Here is a 21,560-nt window from a genome sequence, read left to right on the forward strand (position 1 = left end):
CAACGGCGCGGCGCTGCCTTTCCGCCGGGCTCCCAAAGCGGTGATCGCGGTTGCCTTGGCCAGCGGCACTGGACGCCGTTGAGGCGGCCAGTGTCGACGACCGTGCTCTCGCAGCGAGCCCGGAACCTGCCGGTGATCACGTCCTTCCGATGCGATCGATCTCCGCCACCAGTTCCGGCTCCAGCGGTCCCTTGCTGGCGTATTCGAGATTCTTGTGAAGCTCGTCGACCTTGCGTGGCCCGGGGATGATGCTCGAGACCCTGGCGTCCGACAGCAGGTAGCGCAGGCCGAGTTCCGGCAGGGACATGCCAACCCGGTCCGACAGCGCGTAGATGGCGTCCAGTCGGTTGAGCACGCGCTCATCGAAACCCCACGGGTAGACGCCGGTCTTGCGCATCTCGGCGATGCGATCGGTGGCCTTGCTGGCCAGCGCGCCCTGGCGATACGGCCCGCCCAGGATCACGCCGACGTCGTGTCGCTCGGCGGCCGGCAGCAGGGCATCGCGCGCGTCCTGCACCGCGAGATCGTAGTGCATGAAGGTGAGCACCACATCGATCCGGCCGGTCTCGACAAGCGCCGTGTTCACCGCCAGGTCCTGGCCACCGACACCGATTGCGCCGACGATCCCCGCCTTCTTCAGATCCTCGAGCGTCGACAGGACGACGCTGTCCCCCGTCGATCCATCGATCTTCCATTGCGCCCATTCAGGCTCATGGATCATGACGACGTCGAGCTTGTCGCGGCGGAGCAGCCAGAGACTGTGCTCCACAATCCTGACGATGGCCTGCCGATCCGTATAGGCGTCGTCGCCGGCGGCCCTGACGACGGTCCTGTCGAGCCAGCCCACCTTGCCCGACACCACGACAGGGCGCTTGTCGAAGCCGGAAAGACCTCGGCCGAGCAGTTCTTCGCTCTCCCCGAACCCGTACATCGGCGCCGTGTCAAAGTAGTTTATACCGGCGTCCAAGGCCGCCTGGATGATCTCCAGGGCCTCCTGTTTCGGAACGCCGAACTCGCCGGTGAACTGGAAGCCGCCACAGCCAACCTCCGAAACCTGAAGGCCGGTTCGGCCCAGTCTTCGCTCCGCCATGCCCTACCCCCTAGATACCGAACAGGTCGCGGACGACCGCGCGGCTTTCCCGCGCGCATCGACTGGCGCTTCCGTTCTCGCGCATTGTCGCATCGCCGTTCTGCTCGACCACGAGCCACCCGGTGTAGGCCATGGCCTTCACCTTTTCCGCTACCGCCCGCAGGTTGGCCTCACCCTGCCCCAGGACGGTGTTCAGTCCGGTCTCGGGCTTGAAGTCCTTGAGTTCGATCATCGAAATGTCGTTCTCATACCGATCGAGCACCACGGTGGTCCGTTGGCTCATCTCGACGTCGACGAAATCCTTCGTCGCGTGCCCGACGTCGACCATGACGCTTCTGTCGTTGGAGAGGCCATCCATGATCCGACAGAACTGTGCGAAGGTCTCGCCCGTATTGTCGGTGTGATTGTGGTAGGTGATCCTGACGCCGCGCGCTTTGGCGATCGTCGTGAGGTAAGACATCATGTCGATCACCAGCCTGAACTCGGACTCCTCGCGGCCGAACCCGCCGAGGATGATCAAGTTCTCGCATGACGCTTCGTTCATCAGATCGAAGACGCGACGGTAGCGATCGAAGTTCAGGTCGAGCGGGGCGATGATGCTGGCGAGTTGCAGGCCCGCGGCATCCAGATGCTTCCGAAAACCCTGCGGGTCGGCGACATGTGACTGCCATCCCCAATCGCTGAAGCCCGATACGCCCTCGTAGCCGATCGACCTGACCTCCTCCAGCCAGGGGGCCAGAAGGTCGTCGGAGGGATTCCCCCACAGAAGGCTCGTGATTCCTACCCTTGGCAGTGATCCTGCCTGTGCCGCTTCCACCCCTGTCACCTCGTTTTCTTATCGATTACGCTCGCCTATGTGACCTAGGTGGAAATCGCCCGGGTGGCAAAGGGTCGCCGGCGCTCCCTTGAGTAATATTGGGCAAAGCTGCGTGTCCCGCGGCGCAAGGCACATGGCAGGAAGCAGGGCGCCCTTCCCAGATTTACCCAAGGATTGGCGCATTCAGCTTGAGGCGAACGGAAAGGCGTCTGAGAATTTGCCGGACGAGGCAACCGACGCCGTTGGGGAGGGCTCATGGGCAGCATCTACATCGTAGGCACCTGCGATACCAAAGGCGAGGAACTCCGGTACATCCGCGACTTGATCGGGGATGCCGGCCAGTCGGTGAAGCTGGTCGATGTGTCGACGTCTTCCAATGCCTCGACCGTCGCTGCGGATCACGGCCGGGACGAGGTTCTGGGGCATCACCCCAACGCCGCGACGCTGACCGGAGACCGCGGCGAGTCGGTCACGACCATGTCGGAGGCGTTGGTCCAGTTCGTCGGCTCCCGCACCGACCTGGACGGCATTCTTAGCGTCGGCGGCACGGGCGGCACCGCACTCGTTGCGCCTGCCATGCGCGCCCTTCCCATCGGTGTCCCGAAAGTGCTGGTTTCGACGATAGCGTCCGGCAACGTCGCGCCTTACGTCGGGCCAACCGACATCTCGATGATGTACTCGGTCACCGACATCGCCGGCCTCAATCGAATATCGCGGAAGGTTCTGGCGAACGCCGCCTTTTCCGTGTTGGGGATGGTCTCCAACAGGCTCGCGGATGACGTCGACCAGAAACCGGCCCTCGGGCTGACGATGTTCGGCGTGACAACACCTTGCGTGCAGGCCATCGTTGCGAGCCTGTCGCCCGACTACGACTGCCTGGTGTTCCACGCAACGGGGACCGGCGGACAGTCCTTCGAGAAACTCGTCGACTCCCGGTTGGTGACTGCCGGCCTCGATATCACGACGACCGAGGTGTGCGATCTTCTGGTCGGTGGCGTGTTCCCCGCGACCGAAGACCGCTTCGGCGCCTTCGAACGCACCGGCCTGCCATGGATCGGCTCGGTCGGCGCAATGGACATGGTGAATTTCGGCGCGCGCGACACCGTCCCGGAGCAATTCAGGAACCGCAAGCTCCACGTCCACAACGCCCAGGTCACGCTGATGAGGACGACGGCCGAGGAGAATGCGCGCTTCGGCGAATGGATGGGAGAGCGCCTCAACCGGTGTGCGGGGCCGGTGCGGCTGAAACTTCCGGAACGCGGCGTATCGGCCCTGGACATCGAAGGCGGGGCCTTCTTCGACCCCGAGGCAGATCAGGCCCTGTTCGCTGCCCTGGAGAGGACGATCGCAGCGACCGCCGACCGCAGCATCGAAAGACTGCCGCTCCATATCAACGATCCGGCGTTCGCGCAGGTCATGATCGATACCCTGAAGGAAATGAAGCCCCATGCCTGAGCCCACGCCCGCCCATCTCGACCGCAACGCCACCCTTGAGCGCTTCCGCGCGATGATTGGTCGGGGCGAGCCCATTATTGGCGGTGGTGCCGGAACCGGCATCTCCGCCAAGAGCGAAGAGGCCGGCGGTATCGACCTCATCGTGATCTACAATTCGGGCCGTTATCGCATGGCGGGGCGAGGCTCCCTCGCGGGCCTTCTTGCGTACGGCAATGCGAACGAGATCGTTCTGGAAATGGGCCGGGAAGTGCTGCCCGTGGTTCGCCACACCCCGGTCATCGCCGGCGTCAATGGAACAGATCCCTTCGTTCGCATGGAGCACTTCCTGCTGCGGCTGAAATCCGAGGGATTTGCGGGTGTCCAGAATTTCCCGACCGTCGGGCTGATCGACGGGGTCTTCCGCCAGAACCTGGAAGAGACCGGCATGGCCTTCGCGCAGGAGGTGGAGATGGTGGGGCTGGCTCATCGGATTGGCCTGCTTACGACTCCCTACGTCTTCTCCACGGAGGACGCCCGCGCGATGACCGAGGCGGGATCGGACATCATCGTCTGTCACATGGGCCTGACCACGGGTGGGGCCATCGGCGCCCGGACCGGCAAGACGCTTTCCGAATGCGTCGACCTCATCGACCAGTTCGCGCAGGCGGCACGCTCCGTAAGGAACGACGTGATCATACTCTGCCACGGAGGGCCGATTTCGAACCCGGAAGATGCGGGCTACATTCTCGAACGCTGCCAAGGGGTGCATGGTTTCTACGGAGCGAGCAGCATGGAGCGACTGCCGGCCGAAGTTGCCATCGCAGAGCAAACGAGAGCGTTTAAGAATTTGCGCGTCTCGCGATCGCACGTGCAATAACTTGGGCCATGGCTGAGAGGAACGCGCGGACTGATTGCGGCTCGAACGTTGTCGGTGTCCTGAAGGAGTCGCTTCGACGCCCGCACACCACACTGGTGGGTGCCGCCATCGGCACCGGTATGGCGGCGCAGGCCGCTACGCGCGGCGGCGCCGACTTTCTGCTCGCGCTCAACGCGGGTCGCATTCGCAGCATGGGCGCGCCGTCGATCCTGTCGTTGCTGGCGCTGCGCGAGAGCAACCGGTTCGTGATGGACTTTGCCCGCTCGGAAATCCTTCCCAACACGACCGCTCCGGTCCTTTTCGGTGCTTCGGCATTCGACCCGAGACAGCCGCTGGAGAGTATCGTCCAGTCGATCGCCGCGGCGCGGTTCGACGGGGTCGTGAACTTCCCGACATGCGTGTTTCTCGATGCTCGTTTCCGGGGGGCGATCGAGGCAGCGGGCGTCGGCTTCGAAAGGGAGGTGGAACTGCTCGCCCTTTCCAAGCAGGCGGGTCTCGCGACTCTGGCTTATGTCCATGACGCGGCCGAAGCGGTGGCCATGGCGCGCGCCCGCGTCGACATCATCAACCTCAACCTCGGCTGGAACGTCGGCGGCGAGAACGGGGTAAAAACGACGCTGACCGTCGACCAGGCGGCCGAATTCGCGCGCACCGTCTTCGCGAAGATCCGCCACCTTCATCCCGGCTGCCTGTGCCTGGTGGAAGGCGGCCCGATCGTCAGCCCGGAGGAGATGTACCTCGTCTGCCGATCGTCCAAGGCGGATGGCTATGTCGGGGGATCAACCATCGACCGGCTGCCATCCGAGAACTCGATCGAGGGCGTGACCTCGGCCTTCAAGGCCGTCGGCACCCTGCAGCGAAAGATCGACAAGCTGGAGCGAAAGCTGGAACTCGTTCAGCGTCGCTTCTCGATCGTCGGTCGCTCCGACGCCATCGTGCGGGCCAAGCAATCGATCGAAAGGCTGGCGCGTTCCTCGGCGCCGCTGTTGATTGTGGGCAAGAAGGGAACGGGCAAACGGCTGGTCGCCCACGCCGTTCATGAAGCGGCTCGCAAGCGGCGGTCCTCTTTCGTGGAGCCTGCCTCCATCGATCCGGATGGAGCCCTTCTTTTCGGAACCGCCGGCACGGATGGCAGCAAGCGCCGGGTCGGCTATCTGGAGGCACACCCCCACGCCACCATCCTCGTCAGCGGCGCCGACACGTTCACGCCCGCGGCCCAGGCGCGCCTGCTCGAACTGTTCGACACCGGATCGTATGCAAACATCGGCGACGAGCGACGACTGGAATTCGATGGCCGGCTGATATTCACGCTGTCGATCGACACGAAGCAGACGCAGGGCCTGGTCGCCGAGGCCCCGCTCCTGAGCCAGCTCTACCCGACGCATGTGGCGCTGCCGGTTTTGCGCGACCGTCTGGAAGACCTGACGATGCTGGCGGAGTATTTTCTTCGCAAACTGGTTGGCGAGGATGGCAGGCCGGTGGGGATCGACCATTCGGCCTATCGGCTTCTGCTATCCCATTCGTGGCCTGGAAACGTCCGGGAACTCAGGACTGTCCTGGAAGCCGCGTTCACCCGTTGCGACGGCAACACCATATTTGGCCGAGACCTCCCTCCCCTGACGAAGGAAGCCTCGGAAGACCGGGCAACCCTCAACGAGCGCGACTGGATCCTCGACGCCTTGAAGCGGCATCGGTTTCGCAAGGGTGAAACGGCTCGTTACCTCTGCATCTCCCGCAAGACCCTTTACAACAAGATGCGTCACTACGGGCTGCCGATTCAACAGCGCCATGCCTGATGGCGCGGTGCGGTCAGGCGCGGACGCGGACTTGCCGTCCGTTGCCGGCGACAACGAAGCCGTGGCGCCCTGGCCTCGGCCCGGGTCCCTATCGGCCGAGCGCTGCGGACAGGGAGCGGATCGAGCCGGGCACGATCGGCTCGCCACTGTGTGACGAGGCGATCGCGGCGAAGACGAGGGCGAGGGAATCGAGATTGCCACGCGCATCGTTGAGCGGCGGGCTGCCGGTTTCGATAGCCTGAAGGACGGCGCCCATCGTGCCGGCGAAGCCCTCCTTGAACCAGGTTCCCTGGAGCTGCGGCCGCGCGACGCCGGCTTCGGTGGTCAGCGTCACCTCCTGAATGCCGGGGTCCGGGCCGCGGGAGATCACGGTGCCGGCGCTGCCGGTCACGACCGTGCGATCTTCGGCGCCAAAGGGTGTGGCGCCATCGAAAACGAGAGAAGACTGGCCGCCCTCGAATCCGACCAGAGCCTCGGCGAGCAAGGCCGGGCGGGCCGTCTGGCCGGCGGCACGCGTCCTGGTCGCAAATACCATTCTGGCGCGGCCGCCAATGATGCTCGCCAGGAAATCGAACCAGTGGACGGCGAAATCGTAGAGGATGAGGTCGTCGATCTCCTCAAACGGCGTGCCGGCCGTCCAGCCGTGGTCCCAGTGAATGGTGGCGTGGCAGGAATGGACGTCGCCGACGCGGCCGGCGCGGACCGCCTCGCGAATCCACGACAGGTGCGGAGCGAAGCGTCCGTTCTGGTTGACCGCCAGCACGAGGTTCCGCGATTCCGCCAACTCGACCAGACGCTCGCCGTCGTCGAGGTCGAGAACGAACGGCTTCTGGGAGAGGACGTGCTTGCCGGCGCGCAGCGCGGTCTCCATCAGCGGCAGCCGTTCCCGCGGGTGCGGCGTGAGGTCAACCACGTCGATGTCGGGACGAGCGAGGGTGCCCTCGACGTCGTCGGTTGCCTCCGCGTCGGGGTAATAGGCGTCGCGCTGCTTGATCGCATTACCGAGCGTCGGGCTGCAGATCACCGTGACGTTGAAGCCGACCGACCGGTAGGCGTCGAGATGGGCGCCGGAGATGCCGCCGGCACCGATGAGGCCGATACGCGCGTTCCTGTCTTTCGGCATCGGCGGTCGATAGGAGAGGTCGGGAGCCGGCACTTCCGCCGCCTCGGCGCTCTTCAGGCTGTAGGCGTCGAGGTCCGCCGTCCTGGTCATGACACGAGACCGACGGTCCGCCGGGTGGCGGCGGAGAGGACGGCGCTGTCGACGATCCTCTGGCCAATGAGGCAAAGTTCCGGATCGAGGGCGCCGGTGATCGGCGCACCGTCATCGATGCGGGCGAGCATGTATTCGATGGGCCCCCGCCTGCCTTCCGGGAGTGGGGCGACCGCCACGGGCGTCGCGGCCGGCTCGGCCCGGGTCTGCACCGTGACGAAATCGTCGTAGTCGTAGCTGGAGATGGTGCCGTCGCTGCCGACCATGACGAATCCGGATTTCGGCTGCGGCTGCAGGGTCCAGGGATCGGTGAAGGTTCCCCAGCGCGTCTCGAACTTCGAGAGGCCTCCGGCATACCGGCAGACGGTGATCGAGTGCTGGTCGACCTCGATGCCCGGCGTTTCGTCGACGACGGTCGTCACCTCTATCGGCGCCTCGCCGCGAAAGAACCAGGTGCCGAAGGTCACGCCATAGCCGAGGTAGTCGAGCAGGCTGCCACCGCCCGACGCCTTCCTGTACCACCATGAGGTCGGCTTCAGCGCCTCGACCTCCTGCGGTGACACCTCGACCTTGTCGGCGAGGTGATAGAGCGGACCGCGGTTGCCGCCATAATAGTGAACCTCGGTCAGCCGTCCGATCGTGCCTTCGTCGAGAAGGCGCTTGGCGGTGTTATGGGTGGGGCTCCAGGCGACCGGCCAATTGATCGCAAGCCGCCTGTCCGTTCCCTCCATCGCCGCGATCATCCTCCGCGCGTCGGCGACGCTGGCGGCGAACGGCTTCTCGACAAGGATATGAAGGCCGTGCGGCGCGATCTTCTCGACATAGTCGGCGTGCTCCCCGGTCGCCGAGCAGAGGATGGCGATGTCGGCGCCGGTCGTGGCGAGGCAGGCCTCGAGGTCGGTATGGACGCGGTCTTCGGGGATGCCGAACTGGTCAATGGCAGTCTGCATCCGCGCCGCATCGGGATCGAAGATGCCGGCGATCTCGGCATCGGGGTGCTCCGACACCGCCCTGAGCAAATCGCCCATATGCATGTGGTCGAAGCTGATGCCAACGATCTTGTGTCTTGCCATGATTCCCGCTTCCCGTCGGACCGCTTCCGGTTGTTTCACAAGCCTCCGTCCTTGCAAGGACGAACCGGCCGAAGGGTTATACCGCGCATTTCGCTCCGGGATCCGAAGGATGCGAGCTGGGCCGTCGGCGGGTTGCGTATCAGGCCACTCGATGAAGGGAGGGCGCGACCATTCGGCCGCGCCCTCCCCCCGGACGGCAGGTTGGGAGGTCCTGGCTACTCGCCCGGGCCCTTGCAGGCGATGATCTGATCCTTGGTGTAGGTGGTCCACTCCGGGATCGAGATGCCCACCGGCCAGTCAGGATCGAGCGACGGATCGGAGGCGGCGGTGAGCTGCGCCCTGCCTTCTTCGGTCACGTTCTCCCACAGCACGGGCTGGACATGGACGATCCGCGATTCCGGCTGCTCGCCCTTGAGCAGTTGAAGCGCCAGCGTGACGCCCGCGCCGCCGATCGAACCCGGGTTCGTCACCGCCCCACCGGTCAGGCCCTCGACCGAGATGAGCTGCTTGACGAAACCGCCGGTATCCGCGCCGACCACCGTCGCCAGCGGGGCGTCGGACTCGAGCAGCGCGTCGACGATCACGATGTCGGTGCCCGACGTCCAGATCCCGTCGAACGGCACGCCGGTGGCGAGGTAGTCGAGGAGCTGCTGCTTGGCCTGGTCCATCTGCCAGCCGGTAAAGACCTCGTGCACCACCTCGATGCCGGAGGCTTCCTCGAGCGCGCGCTTGAAGCCCTTGTCGCGGTCGCTGTCGGCGGATGCACCGGCGGCGCCGCGCATGTAGATCACGTCGCCGGAGCCGCCGAGCTGCTCGAACAACCATTTGGCGCCGACATAGCCGTATTCTTCCTGGTCGTTCGAGATGACATAGGCCGACGGCTCGGTGACCGTCTGGTCGACCGCGACGACGACGATGCCGGCATCGATGGCCTCCTTGATCGCCGCATTGACGCCGGATGGATCGGCCGGGTTGACGATGATCGCGTCGACGCCGGCGCTGATCAGGTTGCGGATGTCCTCGAGCTGACCGGCCGCGTCGGTGTTCCGATGGGAAATGTTGAGCGATTCAACCTCGCCGGAGACCAGCGCCTGGGCCTTGATCGAACAGATCATCTCCTCTCGCCAGCCATTGCCCTGAACGGTGTTTGAAACGCCGATGACGTAGCCCTTGTCCGCCGCCGCCGCGGCGCCAAAGCCCGCGAGAGCGACGCTGGCAGCCGCGGCGAGCGGCAGTAGCGCCAGATGCCTTACCTTGTTCATGAGTTCGTTCCTCCGCTTTGTCTCAATTCGAGATCTGATCGGCCGCTGGTACGAGACCGCCTGTGCGCCGTCGTCCGTTCACTCTGGAGCCTGAGCACCTCGCACGCGAACAGAAGCCGCGTTTGATGCACTCGTCCCCGGTACTGTCGACGCCTCCAGACGCCATTCGGCACATCCGATGATTGTCATGCGGCGGGAGGGCGATCCACATCGAGTTGGGCACCAGTTGGGTAATATTGAGTAAGGCTTCGCGCCGACAACACGAACGTTAAAGCTAGCAGTTGACAACGCTTCTGCGAAGACTCGACAGTGCGCCAAGCGGTGCAATCGATACTGCATCGCCGACGGTGCAGGGCATCTCGGGAGGAGCCCGCGGACGAAGCGATCAGCGAGATTTGGGACGACTGCGAAGGCGCAGGCAAAGACGTCCGGACGCAGTTGGAGCGGTCGCCGCGAATGCACCGGCGAACAATGACCCGCAAAAGGAGGAAACACTCAATGATCACAAAGATGCAATGCGCGACGGCAGTCGCCGCTGTCGTCGGACTGGCGCTCGGCACAAGCGGCGCCGCCCAGGCCGAGGGCCTGAAATTGACGGTGTGGCACAACACCCAGGACACGCCGGCTGTTCTCGGCCTCTACAAGGCCTATGAGGAGCACTCCGGCAACACGATCGAACTCGTCGACATCCCCGCGGACGACTTCCAGGCGACCACCCTGACCAAATGGGCGTCCGGCGACCGGCCCGACATCCTCGAATACTTCCCGAATCTGGCCAACCTCGACCGTCTCAATCCGTCCCAGAACCTGATCGACCTGAGCGACGAGGACTTCGTCGGTCGCTCGGCCATCTACGACCTCGGCGGGCGCGCCTCGGACGGCAAGGTCTATGCGGCGATCACGACCTTCCCCGAGACATGGGGCCTCTATTACAACAAGCAGGTCCTTGCCGATCACGAGCTGGAGCCGGCCACCACCTTCGAGGAAGTCATGGCTCAGTGTGCCGTCCTCTCAAAGGCGGGCATAACCACGCTGCATCAGGCCGGCGGATCGAGCTGGCCCGTCTACGCCACACCGCTCGTCTATGCCAGCGGGGTTACCGAGCCGGGCTGGGTCGATGACGTGATCGCCCAGAAAGCCAGGTTCGACGATCTGGACTCGCCATGGGTGCTGGCCATGCAGGCATGGATCGATATGAAGGATGCCGGTTGCTACAACAGCGACATGACGACCGCGACCTTCGAGCAGTCGACCAATGCGGTCTACGCCGGCGAGGCCGCCTATCAGATGATCCATTCGAACATCGCCGCCGTCTATCTCGACGCGGCCGGCGGAGACGCGGACGCGCTCGACGCGGCTGTGGGCTTCGTGGGGGTGGGCGCCACGGAACCGAAGACCGTGATGAATGCCGGTCCGATCGGCAGCTTCATGGCGCCGAAGACCGGTGACGACGCCCAGGAGGCGGCGGCCCTCGACTTCATCCGCTTCGTTACCGGCGAAGGCTATCCAGACTACATCCAGGCGTCTGGAACCTTCCCGATCCAGGACGGCGTACCCGCACCGGACGCATCGCAGCTCCTCAAGGACATCAAGGCCGCCTATGACAAGGGCCCGCGGGTGATCCTGATCAATCAGAACGTGCCGGGCGGCGACGGAAATGGCCTGCAGGTGGTCAGCGAGCTGTCGGTTGGCCAGCTGACACCGGTGGAGGCCGGCGGCCAGTTGCAGCAGGGGGTTGCCGCCGCCGCGCAGGCGTTGGGTCTTCCGGGCTGGTAGGGCATTGTCTCTACGCTTGTTCGCGATGGAAACGCCGTGACCGGACGCCCGACATCCACGCTGCGGGACGGTGCTCGCACCGCCCCGCGGCGCGCGCGGCTGAAGCCCACCAACATCTGGTTTGCGCTGCCGGCGATGGCCTTCGTCGGTCTGTTCTTCGTTGTGCCGCTTGCCCTCAACCTGCCCCTCTCCTTCTCCAGCTGGACCACCTACCGGTCGGAGATCGTCTGGAACGGCTTTTCGAATTTCAGCCTGCTCCACGGACAGGGCTACCTGATCAATGCAATCTGGGTGACGCTTGCCTACTCGGTCGTCGCCATGCTGGTGCAGAATGTCGTCAGCCTCAGCCTTGCCTATGCGTTGCGCGACAGCACGCTGCTCAACGGCTTCTTCCGCTCCCTGTTCTTCCTGCCGGTGCTCATCTCGCCGCTCGCCGCCGGTTATGTCTGGCGCGGCATTCTCGATCCCGCCGGTCCACTCAACGCCTTCATCTCGATGTTCTGGCCGGGCTTCGACTTCGCGTGGCTGGGCAACATCACGACGGCGTTGCCGGCCGTCGCCTTCGTCGACGCTTGGAAATGGATCGGCCTGACGACGCTGGTTTACATAGCCGGCATCAATTCGGTGCCGCGCGAGGTCAACGAAGCGGCCTATATCGACGGCGCCAACGCCTGGCAGGCGTTCTGGCGGGTCACCTTTCCGATGCTGGCCCCGGCGTTCACCTTCAACGTCGTGGTGACGCTGATCGGCGCGTTTTCCGCCTTCGACGTCATCCAGGCGATGACCGGCGGCGGGCCGGGAGCCGCCACGCGCTCGATCAATGTGCTGCTTCGCATCCAGTGGGGCCTCGGCAATTTCGGCGCGGGCAGCGCGCTCGGATTGATCATCACCGTGATGGTGATCGTCGCGGCGGTTCCCCTGGTCGCCTGGCTTCGGCGGAGGGAGGTATGAGTATGCGCCGCGGTCAGCGATGGGCCATCGCCCGCTATGTCGGGCTGACGTTGTTCGCCATCCCCTGGGTGGTCGTCCCGATCTGGATGGTCGTCGTCAACTCCTTCAAGATGGCGGGCGAAGCGGCCAACCTCACCCTCGACTTGCCGTCGATCTGGTCGATTGCGGAGAACTACACGGCGGTGCTGGTGCAGGGGAATTACCTGCGGGCGCTCGGCAACAGCCTCCTGATCAGCGGCGTCACCATTTTTGCCGTGGTCCTGATCGGCGCCGCCGCCGCCTGGGGTTTCGGGCGGAGCCGCTCGAAGGCGATGCAGGTCGCCTACTACATCATCGTGCTCTCGATCCTCATCCCGCCGACCCTGATCCCGACGATCTACCTGCTGCGCGACATGCATATCGAGGGCTCGACGCTGGGCTATATCCTGGTGCTCATCGGCACCCGCATGGGCATCGTCGTCTTTCTCGCTACCGGCTTCGTGCGCGCCCTGCCGCCGGACATGGAGGACGCCGCCTTCATCGACGGCGCCAGTCGGCTGCAGATCTTCTTTCTGATCATGCTGCCGCTGCTGACGCCGGTCCTTTTCGTCGGCAGCATCATCCTGGTTATTACGGTCTGGGGCGACTTCTTCTTCGCCACCTTCCTGCTGCCGGGCAGCCAGCGGGCGACGCTGCCGCTGGCGCTTTATTCCTTCGCCACGAGCTCGGTGCAGAGCTTCCGCTGGAACCTCGTCTTCGCGCATGTGGTGCTGTCATCACTGCCGCTGATCGTCGCTTACGTCTTCCTGCAGCGGCGGATCGTCGGCGGTCTCACCGAAGGAGCGCTCAAGGGCTAGGACATACGCTTCCGAAACACGGTCGCTGGGGGCACCGCGGCGCGTCGCCAAGCTGCCAAGACGGCCGCAAGCCGCGGCGTATCGGCCATTGTCCGGGCAGGCCGTGGTCTATAGTCGCCGCCTAGGATTCCGTTGAACTGACACCTTCCGCATGGAGGGCTCCGGCGCGGGTGCGCCGCCGGGTGCAAGCGCGCCGCCTTCTTGTTGACGCAGCCGACTGGCGCACCGTGGAAACGATCGATGATCGAAGACGACGACGGATTGGGCAAAAAGAGCGGACAGGAAATGGCGACCGCGAGGGACCGCTCCAGCAGAGCCGGTCCGCGCGTCCGGCGCAGCGACGGCACGCCGGCCCCCAGGCTCAAGGACATCGCCAAGATCGCCGGCGTCTCGCTGCAGACCGTGTCCTACGTAATGAACAACAATGGCTCGGTGAGCGAGGAAGTCCGCGCCCGGGTGCGCCAGATCGGCGAACGGATGGGTTACCAGCCCAACCGCTCTGCCAAGGCGATGCGCACCGGCCGCAGCCAGACTCTGGGGCTGGTCATCTCCGACATGAGCAACCCCTTTTATGCGGAATTCGCGCGGGCGGTGGAGCGGGCCGCCGCCGTGGAGGGATACGCGGTGTTGCTTGTCGATGCCCAGGCGCCCGCCGCCGAAACGGCGGAGATCGCCGAACGGATCGCCGGGCTAAAAAGCCATCCGGTCGACGGCGTCATCAGCGCGGTGCGCTATCCGTCCGTATTGGCGCTGGATGTGCCCGTCGTGCTGCTGGGCGTTCCGGTCCGCGGACGCGATTCGGTCTCCTCCGATGACGTCCGCGGTGGCAAGGCGCTTGCCGAGCACCTGCTGTCGCTCGGACACCGCCGCTTCGGCCTGGTCACCAGCCCGCTTCCCGGCGGCATTCCCATCCGTCGCGACGCGCTGATGGAGCGTTTGCGCGGCGAGGCGGAGATCGTCTGGGAATACGAGACGCCAGCGTCGGAAATGGTGGCGCCGGACATTGCCGGATTCCTGCTGCGGCGCGACGTCAGCATCATTGTGTGCAGCAACGATATCGTGGCGATCAGCGTGCAGCGCACCTTGCGGAACCTCGGTATTGTCGTCCCCGACGACGTGTCGGTCGTTGGCTACGACGACATTCCCTGGGCGGCGATCGTCACGCCGGCACTGACGACCATGCGGCTACCGCTCGCTGACATGGGGAGTGCGGCAGTTCGCTTCGTCGTAGAACGATTGCACGGGCCGCGCCGCCGAGCGCGCCGCGTCAACCTGCCGGTCACTCTCGTCGTGCGCGAATCGGTTGCAAAGCCCAGTGCTCGCTTCGTCGGCCCCGAAGGTCAGATCGGAAATGCAGGCGTGTCGAGCAAGTCGATTTCCGGCTCGCGCTCTGACAGGCCCGCAAGGGCCAGCGTGCCGTCGGGGTCGAACCGCAATAAGACCTGACGTTCGCCGCGGCAGCAAGCCAAGACCATGACCGAAAGAGCCAGCGCCAGCATTACGCCAGTGATGGGCGCCCATAGCTTTCGTTCAGGGGCGGATCGCGTCGCGCAGTTGGCAGCGAAGACCAGGGCCTGCACCCCTGCTGCGACCCAGCCGGTCCAGCGTGGCCAGTCCGGCCCGGAACCGACTTGCGACAGGATGGCCAGGCCAAGCGCGGCCAGAACCACGATCGAAGCGCCGGCGGCGAGGCGGCCGGATGTCGGCAAGGCGCCACTGTGTGTGCCGCCCTGGGTCAACCGTCCCCATGGTGCACCGGCGATCAGTGCGAGCTGAAAGCCGATGACCCCAACGATGAAAGCGCCATACGCGAAGGCGAGAATCTGGACCACGGGTCAAGGCTACCAGATCCGCTGTCGCACCCATACAGGGCGACGCGTGATTGCGCTGCGGCCGACACCAGACCCCAGCTAAGCGTATCGTATGGGGCGCACGCCATCGGCGAAGTGCACATGCCGACGGTTGAACGACGTCCCCTCCAGGCATTCCGGCGCGCTGATCCGATCCATGCGAAAATGCCGGAAGTCTTCGCGCGACGGATCCCAGGCGACCAGGTACCAGAGCGGCGGCAGGATCAGCATGGCCTGTGGCTCGACCTGTCGTGCGGTCGCGTTTCCCTTGGCATCGCGGTAACGGAAGCGCAGTTGCCGGCGGTTCAGAAAGGCGGGTTCAAACGCCGGCAAGAGCGCGGGATCCATGTCGCCCCTGTCGGAAATGTCGACCTGGGGCGCCAGTGGCCCGACCCAGAGGCAATCGAGAAACCGGCGCAGGTCGCGCACCTTGTCTGGCGGCAGGGCCCTTTCGATCTTGGCGAGCCCTGAATCCGCCAGTCCCGAAAAGGGAAGATTCCCGGCCGCCCGCATGCTCGCCACACTGATCAGAAGCGCAAAGACTTCGGGAACCGAAAGCCGGGCCGTGGCCTGGACGGATTGCGGGTCGAGGGACAGGCCGCCGCCCCGCCCCGGCTCCGAGTGAATGATCAGTCCCTGATCCCGCAAGGCGGCGATGTCGCGCAGGACCGTGCGGCGCGATGCGCCGACGTCTCTGGCCAGGTCCTCGATGGTGGTCGTCCCGTTGCGGCGAAGGCTGCGCACGACGGCGTCTTGTCGAATGCGAATGTCCATGACCGCAGTCTAGCAAACAAAGGCGCCAGAATTTGGCACCTTTTCGGCATAAGCCGTTGGCGAGGAATTCAACGAGGAGACAATCCCATGTTCAACGCCACCAGCTTTCCGACACCGACGCTTGTTCCGGTCAACGGCGCCGTCCTCGAAGTCTTCGAGGTCGGCAGCGAAAATGCCGGAAACCCGATCGTCCTGTGCCACGGCTGGCCCGAACACGCCTTTTCCTGGCGCTACCAGATGGCCGCGTTGGCGGCAGCCGGCTTCCACGTCATCGTGCCGAACCAACGCGGTTTCGGAAATTCGTCATCTCCGGAGAATGTCACCGATTATGACATCACGTGTCTGACCGGGGATCTCGTCGCCCTGCTCGATCACTACGGATACGAGGACGCCATCTTCGTCGGCCATGACTGGGGCGCGAACGTCGTCTGGAGCACGGCCCTGCTGCATCCCGACCGGGTGAGGAAGATCATCAACCTCGCCTTGCCGTACCAGCCTCGCACCGACGTCCCCTGGATCGCGTTCATGGAGGCGATTTTCGGCAGCGACAACTACTTCGTCCACTTCAATCGCCAGCCGGGGGTCGCCGATGCGGTCCTGGATGCAAACGCGGCGCAGTTCCTGCGCAATCTCTTCCGCAAGAACGTGCCGCCCGCTCGCCCCGCACCCGGCATGGTGATGATCAACCTTGCCGAGGCCGGGACCCCCTTGGGAGAGCCGGTCATGAGCGAAGACGAACTGGCCGTCTTCACGGCCGCGTTCGAAAGAACCGGGTTCACCGGCGGTATCAACTGGTATCGGAATCTCGACCGCAACTGGCAGATCCTGGCGGACGTCGACCCGGTCATCCACAAGCCGACGCTCATGATCTACGGCGAGCAGGACATGATCCCCAAATCCGAAACCCTGCCCCACTTCGTGCCCGATGTGGATGTCCTGAGCCTTGATTGCGGTCACTGGATCCAGCAGGAAGCGCCCGAGCAGACCACCCAAGCGATCCTGGACTGGCTTGCTGATCATGAGCCGGCTTGACCGCGATCGAACAGCAGCCGGTCGGATCGGGGGGCTTGGCCAGCGCTTGCCGCCCCCCGGCGCCTCGAACCATGCCAGCCTCGCTGCGTTCAGGATGAATATGCTTCAAATTGATCTGGAACACCGGAGGACAAACCCATGCTGAAGCTTGTGGCCGGTTTGGCAGCTGCCGCGATGGTGATCGCACTCACACAGGTCGCGCATGCCGCGCCCGGCGTCGCCCGGGGCGACGTGAACCTGCGCACCGGACCCGGCACGAAATACGCCCGCATCGCCACGATTCCCGCCGGCTCGCGCGTCGACGTGCTTCAATGCGCACGCTGGTGCCAGGTCATCTATGCCGGCCGACGCGGCTGGGCCTCGGCGTCCTACATCGCGCGCGGTTACCCACAGCGGGTCTTTCGCCGGTCGACGGAGTGCTACGAGGCCAACGTCTGGAGGATACCGGGTTGCGAATGGCCGATCGAACGGTCGGTCCGTGAGTTCAATCAGAACACGCGGGACTACCGGAACCGGCAGCACGGCGGCAAGAAGCGCTAGCCGGCATCGCTGCCTTAGTCCCTCTTTCGACCGCTCGCCTAGGCGTCCTCGATGGTGACGCCGACGACGGCCACGCAGTCGCCGGTCTTGACCAGGCCCGGAAAATGGCGGGCCACGAGGATCCCGTCCATGTTGGCGCAATAGTCGATCGGCGCGACGCCGGTTCGCGCTGTCGGATAGACCCGCGCCACCGGCTGGTCGGCCACCACCGTGCCGCCGAGGTCGACGAGGCACTCGATCAGTCCGTCATGTTCGGAAAAGGCGAAACAGTCGTCCGACGGCATGTCGAGCCAGACGGACGGGCTGGCCTCGATGTCGGCATCGAGATTGCCGCAATGGGCGAGGAAGTTGCGGACGCCCCGCCGGGCGATCCCGACCGTCCGCGCGCAGCTGCTGCCGCCGCCGCCGAGTTCGGTCGTGACGAAGACCCGTCCCATCGCCTCGGCCGCGCTGTCATACATGCCGACGGCGTCGATCTCGAGCATCTTGACGGCATAGGGCGCGCCGAACGCCTTGACCGCCGCGAAGCAGCGATCCTCGTGCATCTTGTCGGGCAGGACATGCGCCGCCGCGAAGGGCAGGAAGTCGAGCGTCCGGCCGCCGGAATGGAAGTCGAGGACGTTGTCGGCAAGCGGCAGCAGAACGCGCTGGAAATAGTCCGCGATCTTCTCGGTGACAGTGCCGTCGGGGCGGCCCGGAAAGGACCGGTTGAGGTTGCCGCGATCGATCGGCGAGGTCCGGGTGCCGGCAAGAAACGCCGGGTAGTTCATCGCCGGCACGATGATGACCCGGCCGGCGACCGACTCCGGCTTCAGGGTCGCCGCCAGGTCGAACAGCGCCACCGGCCCCTCATACTCGTCGCCGTGGTTGCCGCCGGTCAGCAGCGCCGTCGGTCCCTCGCCATTCTTGATCACCGTCACCGGGATCATCACCGAGCCCCAGGCGGAATCGTCGCGACTGTAAGGCAGGCGGAGGAAGCCGTGCTGGGCGCCGTCGGCGTCGAAATCGACCGACGCGACGATGGGCGAGTCTCTCATGGCGACGCCATCCACTGTCCCGCCCTCATGCCTTGACGAAGAGTTCGCGCGGAACGTCGGCCAGGAGTTCCGGCGCGCCCTCGGTGATGGCGATCGACTCGGTGATCTCCATCCCCCAGTCCTCCATCCACAACCCGGTCATGAAATGGAAGGTCATGCCAGCCTTGAGTTCGGTGCGGTCGCCGGGCCGCAGGCTCATGGTCCGCTCCCCCCAGTCCGGCGGATAGGACAGCCCGATCGGATAGCCGGTGCGGTTGTTCTTGACGATGCCCTGGCGCGCCAGCACGGCGAAGAAGGCGTTGGCGATGTCCTCGCATGTATTGCCGGCCCGCGCCGCCTCGAGCCCGGCCTCCATCCCCTCCAGCACCGCCTTCTCGGCATCGACGAAGGTCTGCGTCGGCTTGCCGAGGAAGACCGTCCGCGACAGCGGGCAGTGGTAGCGCCGGTAGCAGCCGGCGATCTCGAAGAAGGTCCCCTCCCCGGTCTTCATCGGCTTGTCGTCCCAGGTCAGGTGCGGCGCCGCCGCGTCCGATCCCGACGGCAGCAGCGGCACGATCGCCGGATAGTCGCCGCCGAATCCCTCGACCCCGCGCGTCCCGACATCGTAGATCTCGGCGACGAGGTCGCACTTGCGCATCCCCGGCTCGATCACCTCGACGATGCGCTTGTGCATGGCCGAGACGATCCGCCCGGCGATCCGCATGTAGTCGAGTTCCTGCGGGCTCTTCACCGCCCGCTGCCAGTTGACGAGGCCGGTCGCGTCGGCGAAGTCGGCGTTGGGCAGATGCGTCTGCAGGGTCGCGAAGGCAGCGGCCGAGAACCAGTAATTGTCCATCTCGACGCCGATCCTGCCGGCGCCCCAGCCGCCCTCCGCTGCTGCCGCGGCGAGCACCTCCATCGGGTGCCGCTCGGTCGACTGAACATAGGTGTCGGGATAGCCGATGATCCGGTCTTCGCCGATCCAGGCGGTGCGCCTGGCGCCTTGCGCATCCTGCCCGCGCCCGAACCAGATCGGCTCGCCGTCCGGCGGCACGATCACCGCCTGGTGGACGTAGAAGGACCAGCCGTCATAGCCGGTCAGCCACGCCATGTTGGACGGGTCGGAGACGATCAGCGTGTCGACGCCGCGCGCCGCCATCGCCTGGCGAGTCCGGGCAAGGCGGTCGGCATATTCCGCGCGGGTGAAGTTCAGTACGACATCGGGCATGGGGTCCTCAGCTTTCGAAGGGGGTGCCGGCCTTGGCCGCCCTGGCCCGGGCGACGGCCAGCGTGGCGATGGCGGTATCCTGGACGCCCGTGCCGGTCAGGTCGCAGAGCGTCAGGTCGTCGGGCGCGGCGCGGCCGCCGGCGATCCCGGCGATGACCTGGCCGATCTCGGGAAACACCTGGGCCTCCGGGATCAGCCCGGCCGCGACGGCGTGATGCAACTCGCCGAGCCGGCGCGTCTGGCTGAGGCTGTCGGCGACATAGACCGCCTTCGCGAAAATCGCCGGATCGATCTCGTTCTTGTGTTCGGCGTCGGAGCCCATCGCCGTGACATGCTGCCCGGGCGTCAGCCATTCGGCCTTGAGGATCGGCGAAGTCGCCGGCGTCGTGGTGACGACGATGTCGGCGCCGCGCACCGCCTCGGCCGCGTCGGCCACGGCGGTGACCGGCATGCCAAGGCTCTCGGCCGCCGCCTCGGCGGTCGCCGCCGCGCGATCCGCCCGGCGCGCCCAGATCCGCGCCGCGCGGATTGGCCGGACCAGCGCCAGCGCCTCCAGTTGCAGCCGCGCCTGGACGCCGCCGCCGAGGATCGCCGCGACCGCGGCGTCCTTCCGCGACAGATGCCGGGCTGCGACCGCGCCGGCGGCGGCGGTGCGCACGTCGGTCAGGTAGCCGTTGTCGAGAAGCACCGCCTCGACCACCCCCGTCTCGGCGCTGAAATAGACCATCAGCCCGTTGACGCTGGGCAGCCCCTTCTTCGGGTTGTCGAAGAAGCCGGGGCTGATCTTGATGGCGAAGCCCGCCAGCCCCGGCACATAGGCGGTCTTCACGTCGACCTCGCCATTGTGCTCCGGCACGTCGAGCCGAAGGATCGGCGGCATCGCCACGGGCTTGGTCGCCAGCGCCCGGAAGGCGTCCTCGACGCAGGCGACAGCATCGACGTCGAGCGGCACGAGGCGGCGAAGGTCGGCCTCGGTGAGAATCGTCATCGTCGTCATGCGGCGGCCTCCTCGAGATCGACATCCTCGCTGGAGATCAGGCGGTGATGGAGCTTCATGTCGATGTTGCGGCCCGAGACGAGCACCACGGTCGGGCCGCCCGGCCGGACCTTGCCGGCGATCAGCGCCGCCATGCCGACCGCGCCGCCGCCCTCGACGACTTCCTGCTCGCGCCAGTAGCCGTGGCGGATGCCCTCGGCGATCTCGCCCTCGTCGAGCGTCACCACCGCATCGACGAGGTCGCGCACCATCGCGAAGGTATGGCGGTTGTCGAGGCCGATGCCGCCGCCGAGCGAGTCGGCGAGCGTCGGCCGTTCCGGCGTCAGGGTTGGCCGCCCCGCCTCGAGGCTCACCGCCATCGCCGCGCCGCGCTCCATCGAGATCCCGGTGACGCGCACCTGCGGCCGTTGCGCCTTGATCGCCAGCGCGATGCCGGCGATCAGCCCGCCGCCGGAAAGCGGGACCAGCACCTCGGCAAGATCCGGAACGTCCTCCAGCATCTCGAGGCCGAGGGTGCCCTGCCCGGCGATCACGGCCGGATGGTCGAAGGGCGGGATCATCGTCATGCCCTCCTCGCCGACCAGCCGCTCGACCTCTTCCTGGGCGTCGTCCTGCGACTTGCCGACGATGCGGACCTCGGCGCCAAGATCCCGGATCGCCGCGACCTTGTTTTCCGGCACCAGCGCCGACATGCAGATGATGGCGCGGACACCGGCCCGGCTGGCGGCATGGGCAAGCCCGCGGCCGTGATTGCCGGTGGAGACGCCGACCACGCCGCGGCCGCGTTCGTCGTCAGATAGCGAAAGGATCGCGTTGGTGGCGCCGCGCAGCTTGAAGCTGCCGGTGATCTGGCGCTGCTCCATCTTGAGATGGATCGGCTGGCCGGCGCGCTCCGACAACGACGGCGAAGGCATCGTCGGCGTCCTGAGCACTTCCCCGCGAATGCGCTGGCGCGCGGCGGCGATATCGGCAGCCGTGATGGGTTCGACAGACACGTC

The 21,560-nt window shown here is 65.7% G+C and carries 20 protein-coding genes; 9 read left to right on the forward strand and 11 right to left on the reverse strand.

Annotated features, from left to right (window positions below):
* Positions 1-136 precede the first annotated feature (136 nt).
* Together BLT60_RS06840 and BLT60_RS06845 are read right to left on the reverse strand one after the other, a co-directional pair.
* A complete protein-coding gene (locus BLT60_RS06840) occupies positions 137-1,090 on the reverse strand; it encodes an aldo/keto reductase (RefSeq protein WP_090875642.1) in 954 nt (317 codons plus the stop codon).
* Between the two features lie 10 nt (positions 1,091-1,100).
* A complete protein-coding gene (locus tag BLT60_RS06845) occupies positions 1,101-1,907 on the reverse strand; it encodes a sugar phosphate isomerase/epimerase family protein (protein ID WP_175478318.1) in 807 nt (268 codons plus the stop codon).
* Between the two features lie 255 nt (positions 1,908-2,162).
* Between BLT60_RS06845 and BLT60_RS06850 the strand changes: the two genes are divergently transcribed.
* Genes BLT60_RS06850 through BLT60_RS06860 form a run of 3 tightly spaced genes read left to right on the forward strand, consistent with a single transcriptional unit; the run spans position 2,163 to position 6,014 of the window.
* Entirely contained in the window at positions 2,163-3,362 is a 1,200-nt protein-coding gene (locus BLT60_RS06850; RefSeq protein ID WP_090875644.1) for a Tm-1-like ATP-binding domain-containing protein, read from the forward strand.
* On the forward strand, positions 3,355-4,218 hold the full coding sequence (locus BLT60_RS06855) for a phosphoenolpyruvate hydrolase family protein (RefSeq protein WP_090875645.1): 864 nt from the start codon (positions 3,355-3,357) through the stop codon (positions 4,216-4,218). The genes BLT60_RS06850 and BLT60_RS06855 overlap by 8 nt, the downstream gene beginning before the upstream one ends.
* Positions 4,219-4,226: 8 nt before the next feature.
* A complete protein-coding gene (locus BLT60_RS06860) occupies positions 4,227-6,014 on the forward strand; it encodes a phosphoenolpyruvate hydrolase family protein (protein WP_090875646.1) in 1,788 nt (595 codons plus the stop codon).
* Positions 6,015-6,102: 88 nt separating this feature from the next.
* Here BLT60_RS06860 and BLT60_RS06865 read toward each other — a convergent pair whose 3' ends face one another.
* From BLT60_RS06865 to BLT60_RS06875, 3 genes are all read right to left on the reverse strand, one after another.
* The gene (locus BLT60_RS06865; RefSeq protein ID WP_090875647.1) at positions 6,103-7,227 is read right to left on the reverse strand and encodes a Gfo/Idh/MocA family protein; all 1,125 of its coding nucleotides are present in this window, start codon (positions 7,225-7,227) and stop codon (positions 6,103-6,105) included.
* Positions 7,224-8,300, reverse strand: a complete 1,077-nt coding sequence (locus BLT60_RS06870; protein ID WP_090875648.1) for a Gfo/Idh/MocA family protein — start codon at positions 8,298-8,300, stop codon at positions 7,224-7,226. The genes BLT60_RS06865 and BLT60_RS06870 overlap by 4 nt, the downstream gene beginning before the upstream one ends.
* Before the next feature lie 215 nt (positions 8,301-8,515).
* A complete protein-coding gene (locus tag BLT60_RS06875) occupies positions 8,516-9,562 on the reverse strand; it encodes an ABC transporter substrate-binding protein (RefSeq protein ID WP_090875649.1) in 1,047 nt (348 codons plus the stop codon).
* Positions 9,563-10,060: 498 nt separating this feature from the next.
* Here BLT60_RS06875 and BLT60_RS06880 point away from each other — a divergent pair, with 498 nt between their 5' ends.
* The 4 genes from BLT60_RS06880 (at position 10,061) to BLT60_RS06895 (ending at position 14,571) form a co-directional block, all read left to right on the forward strand.
* Positions 10,061-11,338, forward strand: a complete 1,278-nt coding sequence (locus BLT60_RS06880; RefSeq protein ID WP_175478319.1) for an ABC transporter substrate-binding protein — start codon at positions 10,061-10,063, stop codon at positions 11,336-11,338.
* A 36-nt stretch (positions 11,339-11,374) separates the two neighbouring features.
* On the forward strand, positions 11,375-12,289 hold the full coding sequence (locus BLT60_RS06885; RefSeq protein WP_210185551.1) for a carbohydrate ABC transporter permease: 915 nt from the start codon (positions 11,375-11,377) through the stop codon (positions 12,287-12,289).
* Positions 12,286-13,125 carry a carbohydrate ABC transporter permease gene (locus tag BLT60_RS06890; RefSeq protein ID WP_090875651.1) on the forward strand — a complete coding sequence of 280 codons (840 nt, stop codon included), beginning with the start codon at positions 12,286-12,288 and terminating at the stop codon, positions 13,123-13,125. The genes BLT60_RS06885 and BLT60_RS06890 overlap by 4 nt, the downstream gene beginning before the upstream one ends.
* 240 nt (positions 13,126-13,365) lie before the next feature.
* Positions 13,366-14,571 (forward strand): LacI family DNA-binding transcriptional regulator, encoded by a 1,206-nt coding sequence (locus tag BLT60_RS06895; protein ID WP_090875652.1) that lies wholly within the window; start codon positions 13,366-13,368, stop codon positions 14,569-14,571.
* Here BLT60_RS06895 and BLT60_RS06900 read toward each other — a convergent pair.
* Entirely contained in the window at positions 14,466-14,957 is a 492-nt protein-coding gene (locus BLT60_RS06900) for a hypothetical protein (RefSeq protein WP_175478320.1), read from the reverse strand. The two genes, BLT60_RS06895 and BLT60_RS06900, sit on opposite strands and share 106 nt — an antisense overlap.
* A gap of 78 nt (positions 14,958-15,035) precedes the next feature.
* A complete protein-coding gene (locus BLT60_RS06905; protein WP_090875653.1) occupies positions 15,036-15,749 on the reverse strand; it encodes a helix-turn-helix transcriptional regulator in 714 nt (237 codons plus the stop codon).
* Between the two features lie 87 nt (positions 15,750-15,836).
* Here BLT60_RS06905 and BLT60_RS06910 point away from each other — a divergent pair, with 87 nt between their 5' ends.
* Complete coding sequence (locus BLT60_RS06910) at positions 15,837-16,781, forward strand: alpha/beta fold hydrolase (RefSeq protein WP_090875654.1); 945 nt, start codon at positions 15,837-15,839, stop codon at positions 16,779-16,781.
* A gap of 138 nt (positions 16,782-16,919) precedes the next feature.
* On the forward strand, positions 16,920-17,321 hold the full coding sequence (locus BLT60_RS06915) for an SH3 domain-containing protein (protein ID WP_090875655.1): 402 nt from the start codon (positions 16,920-16,922) through the stop codon (positions 17,319-17,321).
* A gap of 38 nt (positions 17,322-17,359) precedes the next feature.
* Here BLT60_RS06915 and doeB read toward each other — a convergent pair whose 3' ends face one another.
* The 4 genes from doeB to eutB are packed head-to-tail and all read right to left on the reverse strand — an operon-like array spanning position 17,360 to position 21,557.
* Entirely contained in the window at positions 17,360-18,358 is a 999-nt protein-coding gene (gene doeB, locus BLT60_RS06920; protein ID WP_090875773.1) for a N(2)-acetyl-L-2,4-diaminobutanoate deacetylase DoeB, read from the reverse strand.
* A gap of 25 nt (positions 18,359-18,383) precedes the next feature.
* Positions 18,384-19,565 (reverse strand): ectoine hydrolase DoeA, encoded by a 1,182-nt coding sequence (gene doeA / locus BLT60_RS06925; protein WP_090875656.1) that lies wholly within the window; start codon positions 19,563-19,565, stop codon positions 18,384-18,386.
* 7 nt (positions 19,566-19,572) lie between these two features.
* The gene (eutC, locus tag BLT60_RS06930; RefSeq protein ID WP_090875657.1) at positions 19,573-20,562 is read right to left on the reverse strand and encodes an ectoine utilization protein EutC; all 990 of its coding nucleotides are present in this window, start codon (positions 20,560-20,562) and stop codon (positions 19,573-19,575) included.
* Positions 20,559-21,557: a hydroxyectoine utilization dehydratase EutB gene (gene eutB, locus BLT60_RS06935; protein ID WP_244521163.1), complete on the reverse strand. Its 999-nt coding sequence runs from the start codon at positions 21,555-21,557 to the stop codon at positions 20,559-20,561. Before eutB ends, eutC begins: the two co-directional genes overlap by 4 nt.
* Positions 21,558-21,560 lie beyond the last annotated feature (3 nt).

The sequence above is a fragment of the Bauldia litoralis genome, assembly GCF_900104485.1.
Taxonomy (GTDB): Bacteria; Pseudomonadota; Alphaproteobacteria; order Rhizobiales; family Kaistiaceae; genus Bauldia; species Bauldia litoralis.